The 10,775-nt window shown below is 47.4% G+C and carries 12 protein-coding genes; all 12 read left to right on the top strand.

The window, feature by feature from the left end:
- A partial coding sequence (locus C0979_RS11925; RefSeq protein ID WP_159459884.1) for a hypothetical protein occupies positions 1–187 on the top strand: 187 nt, incomplete at its 5' end.
- Positions 188–203: 16 nt separating this feature from the next.
- Positions 204–434: a hypothetical protein gene (locus tag C0979_RS11690; protein ID WP_101696162.1), complete on the top strand. Its 231-nt coding sequence runs from the start codon at positions 204–206 to the stop codon at positions 432–434.
- Positions 435–543: 109 nt separating this feature from the next.
- Positions 544–996 carry a hypothetical protein gene (locus C0979_RS11685; RefSeq protein ID WP_101696161.1) on the top strand — a complete coding sequence of 151 codons (453 nt, stop codon included), beginning with the start codon at positions 544–546 and terminating at the stop codon, positions 994–996.
- Positions 996–2,174, top strand: coding sequence for a DUF2800 domain-containing protein (locus C0979_RS11680; RefSeq protein ID WP_101696160.1), 1,179 nt, complete (start codon positions 996–998; stop codon positions 2,172–2,174). Before C0979_RS11685 ends, C0979_RS11680 begins: the two co-directional genes overlap by 1 nt.
- Before the next feature lie 7 nt (positions 2,175–2,181).
- Positions 2,182–2,823: a DUF2815 family protein gene (locus tag C0979_RS11675; RefSeq protein ID WP_101696163.1), complete on the top strand. Its 642-nt coding sequence runs from the start codon at positions 2,182–2,184 to the stop codon at positions 2,821–2,823.
- Positions 2,824–2,874: 51 nt separating this feature from the next.
- Positions 2,875–4,854: a DNA polymerase gene (locus C0979_RS11670; RefSeq protein ID WP_101696159.1), complete on the top strand. Its 1,980-nt coding sequence runs from the start codon at positions 2,875–2,877 to the stop codon at positions 4,852–4,854.
- Between the two features lie 11 nt (positions 4,855–4,865).
- Complete coding sequence (locus C0979_RS11665) at positions 4,866–7,265, top strand: virulence-associated E family protein (RefSeq protein ID WP_101696158.1); 2,400 nt, start codon at positions 4,866–4,868, stop codon at positions 7,263–7,265.
- Positions 7,266–7,544: 279 nt separating this feature from the next.
- Positions 7,545–7,841: a VRR-NUC domain-containing protein gene (locus C0979_RS11660; RefSeq protein ID WP_101696157.1), complete on the top strand. Its 297-nt coding sequence runs from the start codon at positions 7,545–7,547 to the stop codon at positions 7,839–7,841.
- Positions 7,831–9,213 (top strand): SNF2-related protein, encoded by a 1,383-nt coding sequence (locus tag C0979_RS11655; RefSeq protein WP_101696156.1) that lies wholly within the window; start codon positions 7,831–7,833, stop codon positions 9,211–9,213. The genes C0979_RS11660 and C0979_RS11655 overlap by 11 nt, the downstream gene beginning before the upstream one ends.
- The gene (locus C0979_RS11920) at positions 9,213–9,389 is read left to right on the top strand and encodes a hypothetical protein (protein ID WP_159459883.1); all 177 of its coding nucleotides are present in this window, start codon (positions 9,213–9,215) and stop codon (positions 9,387–9,389) included. Before C0979_RS11655 ends, C0979_RS11920 begins: the two co-directional genes overlap by 1 nt.
- Positions 9,390–9,403: 14 nt before the next feature.
- Positions 9,404–9,754, top strand: coding sequence for a hypothetical protein (locus C0979_RS11650; RefSeq protein WP_101696155.1), 351 nt, complete (start codon positions 9,404–9,406; stop codon positions 9,752–9,754).
- A gap of 249 nt (positions 9,755–10,003) precedes the next feature.
- Positions 10,004–10,657 (top strand): DUF551 domain-containing protein, encoded by a 654-nt coding sequence (locus C0979_RS11645; protein WP_242962708.1) that lies wholly within the window; start codon positions 10,004–10,006, stop codon positions 10,655–10,657.
- Positions 10,658–10,775: the final 118 nt, after the last annotated feature.

Raw genomic sequence — 10,775 nt, 5'->3', positions numbered from 1 at the left:
GAAACTGCAAATAAGGATCCGAAGAAAGATATGCGACTGGCTCGAAAACGCGGGACCGCAGCAGCTGAAGCGAAAGTTGATCACAGACGTGAAGGAGATCGCGGCGGGAGTTGCGTTCGGTTTTGTGTTCGGCAGCATAATCGTAGGAGCGATATTGATCTACTGCCGGATGGCAGGACCATTTTAGAAGGAGGTGAGGAAGATTGAAGAAGTATGTGTTATCAGAGAGCGATATCCAGCTTTTGATTGGCTTGGCCGTCGACCAGTACTGCACGGAGCATGGCCTGGAAGGCGAACAGGAATTTGAAGCAATTGAAGAGGCGGTGAACATTGCGATAATGCTTTGTGACCATCTGTCTGGCAAGAAGCCGTTTGATCCAGATATAGTTGAGATCGCTAAATCTATGCTCGATATTTTTCATATCAGCGTCTAAAAAAGCGCCCTTAAATGAGCCGGCAAGCTCGGGCGCCTAGTAAAATAACCAATTACATTATAACAATTGAAAAAGAAAAAGCAAATAGACATTACAGGAGGTAGAAGAAATGGCACAGATTACAGTTATTTACAAAGATTTTGATGAAATGGTGGCAGTTGCGAGAGAACTGTTGAAAAGCATGGGTGAAATACCAGCTGCACTAGAGTCATCAGCGGAACAACAGGAGACACCAGTGGCTTATGGCCGCCAGATTGCACCACATTTTCCGAATGCAAATGAGGGGGTTGCTCCGACCAATCAGACCGCGTCTACACAGAGTGCGCAGGCGCCTGTACCGACACAAGCGGAGGATATGCAGCCTGCAGCAGCTCCGACCAGTCAGCATACCTATTCGATGGATGAGCTGGCACGAGCGGCAATGACCCTGATGGATAAAGGCGGTATGGCTCAGCTGCAGCAGCTCCTTGCAGGGTATAACTGCGACACCTTGCAGCAGTTGCCGAAAGAGCAGTATGGAAGCTTTGCAACGGCACTTCGTGGAATGGGGGCGCAGATCTAATGGGACATGAAGAAAGAGCACATGCGCTTCTAAGCGCGTCCAGCGCACACAGATGGCTGAAATGTACGAGATGTGCAAGGCTGGAAGAGCAGTTTCCGGATACGTCTTCGGAAGCAGCAAAAGAAGGTACGCTAGCGCACGAGCTGGCGGAAATGAGAGTACGGAATTATTTCAACCCCGGAGATATTTCCAAGAGGAAGCTGACATTTGCGATCAAGAAGTTAAAAGAGGATCCGCTGTGGGACAATGAGATGCTGACACATACGGATACCTATCTTGATTATATCCGCGATGTCTCAATTAAGCTTCCGGCGACTCCTTTTGTAGAAGTAGAGAAACGGGTAGATTTTAGCAAATACGTTCCGGAAGGGTTCGGAACAGCAGACTGCATTATGATCCAGGGAAACACGCTGTTCGTGATCGATTTCAAGTATGGGAAAGGCGTGCCGGTATCAGCAGAAGAAAATCCTCAGATGATGTTATACGCATTAGGGGCTTACGAGGCATGTAAGATTCTTTACCCGATTACAAAAATACATCTGTCGATCGTACAGCCCCGGCTTCCGGATGGAATCTCGAACTGGGAGTGCTCTTTAGAAGATCTTATGGAGTTTGGAGGGTATGTAAAAGGGCGTGCTGCTCTTGCGTTTTCTGGAGAAGGAGAGTTTGCGCCGGATGAAAAGACCTGTAAGTTCTGCAGGGCAAAGAATCAATGTCGTGCACGGTCTGATCACAACGTGAAACAAGCCTTTGAACTTGGAGAACTTCCGCCGTTGATTACAAATGAAGAAGCCGGACAGCGTCTTCTGGCCATGCGTGACGTAGTAGCATATCAGAAAGATCTGCAGGAGTGGGCATTATCCGAATGCCTGGCAGGAAAGGAAGTTCCAGGATGGAAAGCAGTGGAAGGAAGACGATCCAGAGACTGGACGGATATGGACGCTGCATTTGAAAGATTAACCAAAAGTGGCGTTGCGGCAGAAGAGATCCTATGGGAGAGGAAGCCGCTGACATTGGCGCAGATAGAAAAGATCATTGGAAAGAAAGATTTTAACGATGCTGTCGGAGAGTTCGTGATCCAGAGACCTGGAAAACCAGCACTGGTAGAAATCTCTGATAAAAGAGAAGCAATTACAAACAAAGTAACCGCCCAAGAGGCGTTTCAGGAGGAAATTTGATATGGGAATTGGAGAAGCAACAAACGTAACAACAGGAAAAGCAAGACTGAGCTATGTACATTTATTTAAACCCTACGCAGCTGTGCAAGGACAGGATGAAAAATTCAGCGTGACCATTCTAGTCCCTAAATCTGATACCGATACCATGGCTCGTATTCATGCGGCAATTGAAGCGGCAAAGCAGAAGGGAACTGCAGAGAAGTGGAATGGGGTATGCCCTCCGATTGTACCGACGCCTGTTTACGATGGGGACGGTGTTCGCCCAAGTGACGGGATGCCGTTTGGAGAGGAGTGCAAAGGACACTGGGTGTTTACTGCGAGTGCAAAGGCGGATTATCCTCCGGAAGTGGTGGACAAGATGGGAAATCCGATCATCAATCAGTCGGAAGTGTACAGCGGAATGTATGGTCGTGTGAACGTGAATTTCTTCCCTTATTCTTACAGCGGTAAAAAGGGAATCGGCTGCGGTTTGGGACCGGTACAGAAGCTGGAAGATGGGGAAACATTAAGTGGTGGACATGTATCTGCAGCGCAGGCATTTGGAGCGCCACAGCCTGCAGCATCAGCCCCGGCATATGGAAGCACGGGAGCAACACAGACACCAAATGCAACAGTGCAGATCAACCCGATTACGGGAATGCCGATGTAAGCAGTGCGCGGAGCCGAAAGGCTCCCGCTTATCTAAGAGGAGAACATACAGATGAGACATCATCTTTCGATAGATATAGAAACAAAAAGTAGCGTAGATATCCAGAAGGCCGGAATGTACAAATACGCACAGTCTTCAGACTTTGAGGTGTTGTTGTTTGCTTACAAATGGGATGAGGCTCCGGTAGAACTCGTGGATCTGACCGAGGGAGAACAGATCCCGGAGTGGGTACGAAGTGAACTGACAAACCCTAATACGATTAAGCACGCGTATAACGCAGCGTTTGAATGGTATTGCTTAAACCGTGCAGGATATAAGACGCCACTGGAACAGTGGAGATGTACCATGATGCATGGTCTGTATTGTGGGTATACAGCGGGTTTGGACGCAACAGGAAAAGCAATCGGACTCCCGCAGGACAAGCGGAAGCTGACAACGGGGAAAGCGCTGATCCGGTATTTCTGTGTACCGTGTAAGCCAACGAAATCGAACGGGAACAGGACTTGGAACCTTCCCAAACATGCGCCGGAAAAGTGGGCGCTTTTTAAAGATTATTGTAAACAGGATGTAGTAACAGAACATGAGATTTTAAAACGTCTGGAACAGTATCCGGTTCCGGAAGCGGAAGAGCTGTTATGGCAGATGGACATCAGGATGAATGCATTTGGAGTCCGTGTGGATGAGGAACTGATTGACGGCGCGCTGGCCATAGATGGATTATGTACAGAAAAGTTGACGAATGACGCAGTTAGAATCACAGACTTGCAGAACCCGAATAGTCCGGCTCAATTAAAAGCCTGGATTGAAACGAAGATCTCCGGAGAAATCTCCGGTTTGACAAAAGAGAATGTAGCGGAGCTGTTAGCTCGAAATGATATATCAGATGAAGTAAGAAAAGTGCTGGAGATCAGACAGCAGTTGGGAAAGACCTCCATCAAAAAATATGTAGCGATGAAAACTGCGAAAGGGGAAGGCGATCGCGTCCGAGGACTGACACAGTTTTACGGCGCCAACCGGACTGGAAGATGGGCAGGGCGTCTAGTGCAGATGCAGAACCTTCCGCGTAATTATCTGAAGACACTGGATGAAGCAAGGCACCTTGTAAAAGCGAAAAATTATGAGGGGGTTCGGTTGATTTATGGCAATGTACCGGATACCCTCTCTCAGCTGATCCGGACAGCGTTTATTCCGTCAGAGGGGCGGAAGTTTGTGGTTGCAGATTTCTCTGCGATCGAGGCTCGTGTGATTGCATGGCTGGCAGGAGAACAGTGGGTGAACGAGGTATTTGCTACCCATGGAAAAATCTACGAAGCGACAGCGTCTCAGATGTTCCATGTGCCGATTGAGAAGATCGCAAAAGGAAATCCAGAATACAGCCTGCGACAGAAAGGAAAAGTCGCAACTCTTGCACTGGGATACCAGGGTGGTTCCAACGCGCTGATCGCAATGGGGGCTTTGAACATGGGACTGACGGAAGAGGAACTTCCGGATATCGTGCAAAGATGGCGTAACGCCAATCCAAGGATCCGAGATCTGTGGTATGCAGTAGAAGAAGCGTCTATTCAAACGATGCTGCTGGCGCAACCGCATGCAATTCATGGGCTGATCTTTGCATTGGAGAGTGATCTTGTATACGGACAGCATTTCTTGACCGTGCAGCTGCCGAGTGGAAGAAAGCTATTCTACCCGAAACCGTTTCTTCAGGAGAACCAGTTTGGAAAAGCAGCCATCCATTATTACACCGTAGGGCAACAGACAAGGAAGTGGGAAGTGACGTCTACTTATGGCGGAAAAATGACGGAGAATATTGTCCAGGCAATTGCAAGGGATTGTCTGGCGGAAACATTACGGAGAATTGAGAGAAAGGGACTGCAGGTGGTATTCCACGTTCACGATGAGGTGATCATTGACGCGCCGTTGGACGTGACAGTGGATGAGATCTGTGACCTGATGGCAGAACCAATACCATGGGCGCCAGGGCTGATATTAAAAGGAGCCGGCTTTGAAAGTAACTATTATATGAAAGATTAGAGGGATAGCGGATGCAGCATAACAGAAAATTACTTATCAGTGCCGCCGGCACGAGGAAAACAAAACACTGGCCGGAAACAGAAATCCTCTGGTCTGAGTTTATAGACCGAGTGAAGACTCCGGTACGAAGTACAGAGACTCTGGAAGAGTACCTTGCACTGCCGAAGTATCAACAGGACGAATTGAAAGACGTTGGGGGCTTTGTTGGAGGTACCTTTGAAAATAATATCCGGAAATCCGCTTATGTGAAGGGCCGAGATCTGCTGACTTTGGATATGGATCACATTCCCGCAGGTGGTACAGAAGAAGTCCTGAAACGGGTATCCGGCCTGGGGTGTGCGGCACTGGTCTATAGCACAAGAAAACATGCCGGATACGCACCGAGACTGCGTGTGATCGTTCCGCTGGACGTGACGGCGTCTGCGGATGAATATGAGCCGGCAGCGAGAAAGCTGGCATCCTTGATCGGGATGGAATTCTGTGATCCGACCACTTTTGACGTGTCGAGACTGATGTACTGGCCAAGCTGCTGCAAAGATGGGGAATATATATTTGAAACATTTGACCATCCATTCTGTAGTTTGTCCGGGCTCCTTCAGATGTACGGGGACTGGACGGATATTTCGCAGTGGCCGCAGGTACCCGGAACAGCGGCGATTGAAAAGCGACGCCTTGCAAAGCAGGAGGATCCAACTGCAAAGAGGGGAATTATTGGCGCTTTCTGCCGGACGTACACGATCTCACAGGCAATGGAAAAGTTTATTCCGGGAATGTACGAACCGACTGCAATGGAAGGCAGATACACTTATACAGGGGGGTCCACGGTAGGTGGTGCAGTAGTGTACGATGGGGATCTGTTTTTGTATTCTCACCATGCAACAGATCCTTGCTCTGGTCTTCTTGTCAATGCATTTGATTTAATACGTCTGCACAGGTATGGCGATCAGGACCGGGAAGCGAAAGACGGAACTCCAGTGAATAAACTACCTTCTTTTGTAGCCATGAGCCATTTGGCAAGGGAGGATCAGGAGGTATCCGATCTTCTGACAAAAGAGAAGATGGAGCAGGCAAGACAGGCATTCCAGTCAGAAGAGGGAGAAACGATATCAGAAGATGACCTGGCTTGGATATCCCGACTCACCCGTGATGGCAACGGAAAGATTGAAAAGACCATCAATAATGCGGTGATTGTTCTGCAGAACGATCCACTTCTAAAAGGGAAGATCGTAACAGATGAATTCGCAAGCTGCGGATTGATTCTAGGGAAAGTTCCGTGGAGTGAGAGAACAGAAAAGAGAAGGTGGAAGGATGAAGACGATGCCGGCTTTTATAACTACATGGAGTTATTTTATGGGATTACCGGCAGAGAGAAGCTGGATAATGCGCTTCTGATCGTGAGCAGTCAGAACCGCATCAATGACGTAAAAGAGTACCTGAAATCTTTAAAATGGGATGGACAGAAACGTTTGGACACGCTTCTGAGTGTGTATCTAGGCGCGGAGGATAACGGTTATACAAGGGCTGTCATGCGGAAGTCCTTGTGCGCGGCGGTAGCACGTGCGGTCACAGGCGGTGTGAAATATGACTATATGCCGATCTTTACCGGGCCACAGGGGATTGGAAAGAGTACGTTCTTGCGGATCCTTGGAAAAGACTGGTTTTCGGACTCCCTGACTAGCTTTGAAGGGAAAGAAGCAGCAGAACTCATACAGGGGACCTGGATCAATGAAGTAGGGGAGCTGACCGCTATGACCAAGCAAGAAACGAATGCGGTCAAGCAGTTTTTAAGCAAGACGGACGATATCTATCGCGCCGCCTATGGCCGTAGAACCAACAAATATCCGCGTCGCTGCGTATTCTTCGGAACGAGCAATGAGGAAGAGTTTTTAAAGGATATGACAGGAAACAGACGGTTTTGGCCGGTAGACGTAGGTGTGCATCCGGCAAAGAAATCCGTGTGGCAGGAGCTGCCTCGAGAAGTGGATCAGATCTGGGCAGAGGCATACTCCTACTGGCTTTTGGGAGAACCTCTGTACATGTCAAAGGAAGAGGAACAGCTGGCGGAAGAGATGCAGGAGAGCCACAGAGAGGCGTCAGGAAAGGAAGGGCTAATCCGGGCGTTCCTGGAACAACCGATACCACCGAATTGGGACTCCTTAAGCTTATCACTGAAGCGACAGTTTTTATCCGGAAGCTTACGTCTCCCGGAGGGAACGGAGCTTATGGAGAGAGATAAAGTATGTGCGATGGAGGTGTGGGCGGAATGTTTCAACGGGGACGTAAAATACATGAAGAAAACAGACAGCATGGAGATCAACGGCATTTTGGCATCCTTGAAAGGATGGAAACGGAATAAGAGCGTAAGGCGGTACGGCGTGTACGGGACACAAAAAGGGTTCGAAAGAGTGTAAACCATCAAATGTAAACAATCGTAAAAAGATGGTATGCACGTAATCTATTACGAGTAAACCGTGTAAACGATGATTTTTTTGAATGTTTACATATTTGGTTTGCGAGAAAATCCAGTAAACACAAAGGATTTCAAGTATATGTAAACTATGTAAACCAACTTTCTATAGTAAAGAAAAAATATATAAATTAGGGATATAGGGCACGTACCTAACGCACCTAATACGGGTATATATACACGCGCGTGAGAGAGTATACGGGGAAAGGAGGATTGATGAACAATGCGAGAGAGCGAAGTAGAAAAATTGCTGGTAGGAGGAATCCGAAAACTGGGCGGCAGGGCGTTTAAGTGGGTAAGTCCCGGCAACGATGGCGTGCCAGACCGGATTGTAGTTCTTCCTGGACTGCCGGCAGTATTTGTGGAATTAAAAACGGTAACCGGAAAACTGACACCATTGCAGAGAGTGCAGCTGAAAAGACTAAGAGATATGGGACAGGCTGTGAGAGTGCTATATGGAGAACGTGAGGTGGCAACGTTTCTAGAAGAGTGTGAGGAGAGATTGAAAGATGGAATTTGAACCGCTTGACTATCAAATGCACGGGATTCAGAAAATCCTTGAAATTCCCAAACTTGGGTTATTCCTGGATATGGGAATGGGGAAAACAGTGACAACGCTGACAGCAGTCAAAGAGCTAAAATACCATCGGTTTCAGGTAAGAAAGGTGCTGGTGATCGCACCGAAGAAGGTGGCCGAAGGAACCTGGACCAAGGAAAAAAATAAATGGGATCATACAAAAATGCTTCGGGTTTCTCAAGTGTTGGGGAGTGAAGCAAAACGAATCCGGGCGTTAAACACCCCGGCAGATCTATACATCATCAACCGAGAAAACGTCTGTTGGCTGGTGGATTATTACCGGAACAGCTGGCCGTTTGATATGGTGATCATAGACGAATCCAGCAGCTTTAAAAGTCATAAGGCGAAACGCTTCAAATCCCTGGCAAGTGTCGGATCACGCATTGTCCGGATGGTAGAACTGACGGGGACACCATCTCCCCACGGGCTGGAGGATTTGTGGTCACAAGTATATCTTCTGGATGGGGGAGAGAGATTGGGACGGAGGTTCACGCAGTTTAGGGAACGGTATTTTGAGCCAGGAGATCGCGGACAGAACGTGATTTACAATTACCGTGCAAAACCTGGAACGAAAGAAAGCATTCTGGAAAAGATTTCTGATATCTGCATCAGCATGAAGGCGGAGGATTACCTGCAGCTTCCGGAAATCACTTATCATGAGATTCCAGTAGAGCTAGATAGAAAAGCGAGAAAAGCATACACAGATATGGAACGGAAGATGGTGTTGGAACTTCCAGAAGATGAAGAAGACATCAGTGTTACGAGTGCAGCTGCCTTGAGCAATAAGCTGCTGCAGTTGGCCAACGGGGCAATTTATGACGAGTTCCGGAATGTACATGAGATTCATTCCTGCAAGATCGAAGCTTTTCTGGAGTTGGTGGAGAGTCTTCAAGGAAAACCGGTGCTGGTATTTTATAATTTTCAGCATGATAAGGAGCGGATCAAAAAAGCGTTGGCAAAAACGGGACTGCGGATCCGGGAATTGAAAACGACAGAGGATGAGGACGCTTGGAACCGGAGAGAGATCGACGTGCTATTGACGCACCCAGCTAGTAGCGCCTACGGTTTGAATCTGCAGCAGGGAGGAAACCATGTGGTGTGGTTTGGTCTGACTTGGAATTATGAGTTGTATTCGCAGGCAAATAAGCGCCTGCATCGGCAAGGGCAAACGGAGCGAGTGATTATCCATCATCTTGTCAGCAGCGATACCAGGGATGAGGATGTGATGAGATCATTGGAGTTAAAGGATAACGCGCAGAATTGGGTTTTAGAAAGTTTGAAGGCTAGGATCCGGGCGATAAAGGAGAAAAAATAATGAGGTTAGATACATACAAGGAGAAAAAGTTTCATGAACAGTTTGAACCGCCAGTTTGTGCTGGATGCGGGAAAACGATTGCAGAGCAGGAACTTTCAGATGTGGAGTATGTCCGGACAAAACGGAAAACGGATATTTTCTTTCACCGGGATTGTAAAAATAAAATTTGGAGATAAGGAGGATGAAGCAAATGTTGATAGAAAAAAGTCTAATGGATGCCCTGCGGGAGTTTATTAAGGGAAAGCCGGTTACGGTACTATGGCAAGGGGAAGATGGTGGCATGCAGGTCAGTATGCTGTCTGAACTGCTGGATCAGGAAGAAAACCATTATCTGGTCAATGTACCGGTAATGGAAAATCCGGAATTTCCAAAAGTGGAAGAAGATGCGTTGCCGAGAAAAGAGGAGAAATCTTGCCCCCCCCCTGTTAGAGCCGGAGAAGCAAGCGGATTCTCCGGCAGGAAAAACAAAGCAGGAACAGATCCGAGAATTGCTGGATCGGGGACTGAATCATGCAGAGATCGTAAAGAAAACAGGAATTAAGTCCGGGACGGTTGGATATTACATACACAAGATCCGGTCAGAAGCATCGGGAAGGTCAGAAAATAATTCGGATCGCCATAAGTGTAAAAGCTGCAGATTTAGGGGAAAACGATCGGGATGCGACTATATTGAGATTGTTGGCCATAGCCGTGGATGCAGCGTAGAAGCGTGCACAGTGTATGAGCAGGGAGAAAGGCCAAAGGATACAGAGAAAGGTTAGGTGCGAAGATGAACGTACTGGAGAAGATTTTGGAAGAGATTGAAAAAGAGCAGAACAGTTATGAAGCTGATCATGCGTGGAACTATAGTAAAGGACTGGAATATGCAAAAGAAATCATTCGTTCCCACATGGTCGAAAAGGAAAAAGTATCAAGTGCAGAAATAATCTCACGAAATATTGACGGAAAGCCATATTACGAAATTAAATTCAAAAAAGTAGGAGAAGATCATTATACGGTTGGATATAGCTCGTATAAGCTAGATTACGTTGTGAATTGGCTGAATGAATACTTTGAATTTTACGGTGAGGTTAAAGCAAGCGTTAATGTTGCTAAGGACACAAATGTCCCTTGCAATGATGAAATTGAACCAGCATCAAAAGAATTTTTAAAAGATTGTGCAGAGACTGCAAAGAAATACAGGAGGGAGAGTAACGGTTGGATCCCAGTGGAAGACACAGAGCATACGCCAGAAGACGAAAGTTATGTCTTAGTGTCCTTCAGCAACGCCTCTCTTCCGGATATTGCACGATACGAGAAAAATGATGAAGGTGGCACATATTATCCAGGAGACGATGAGGACTCATATTTAAAGTATGGGCTTTTTGTAAATGCCTGGATGCCACGCCCAGAACTGTACAGGGAAGATATCAAAACAAACGAAAGAAGTGAGAACGATGTATAAAGCACGAAGGGACCGGCATCAGCAGAAGCTGGATCAGGTGCAGCATCACGAAGAACTGGAAGAGTGTGCGGTACCGGACAAGGCACGGGAACGCTTCCGGAGACCGCCGTATCAGCTT

Source organism: Dorea phocaeensis (assembly GCF_900240315.1).
Lineage (GTDB): Bacteria > Bacillota > Clostridia > Lachnospirales > Lachnospiraceae > Dorea_B > Dorea_B phocaeensis.
Note: the sequence above shows the minus strand (reverse complement) of the source record. Positions and strands in the feature narration are given on the sequence as shown.

Excerpts from the sequence above, each read along its gene's own strand:
- C0979_RS11650 (WP_101696155.1), top strand. The coding sequence starts at position 9,404 with ATGTTGATAGAAAAAAGTCTAATGGATGCCCTGCGGGAGTTTATTAAG.
- C0979_RS11665 (WP_101696158.1), top strand. The coding sequence starts at position 4,866 with ATGCAGCATAACAGAAAATTACTTATCAGTGCCGCCGGCACGAGGAAA.
- C0979_RS11660 (WP_101696157.1), top strand. The coding sequence starts at position 7,545 with ATGCGAGAGAGCGAAGTAGAAAAATTGCTGGTAGGAGGAATCCGAAAA.
- C0979_RS11680 (WP_101696160.1), top strand. The coding sequence starts at position 996 with ATGGGACATGAAGAAAGAGCACATGCGCTTCTAAGCGCGTCCAGCGCA.
- C0979_RS11670 (WP_101696159.1), top strand. The coding sequence starts at position 2,875 with ATGAGACATCATCTTTCGATAGATATAGAAACAAAAAGTAGCGTAGAT.
- C0979_RS11920 (WP_159459883.1), top strand. The coding sequence starts at position 9,213 with ATGAGGTTAGATACATACAAGGAGAAAAAGTTTCATGAACAGTTTGAA.
- C0979_RS11655 (WP_101696156.1), top strand. The coding sequence starts at position 7,831 with ATGGAATTTGAACCGCTTGACTATCAAATGCACGGGATTCAGAAAATC.
- C0979_RS11685 (WP_101696161.1), top strand. The coding sequence starts at position 544 with ATGGCACAGATTACAGTTATTTACAAAGATTTTGATGAAATGGTGGCA.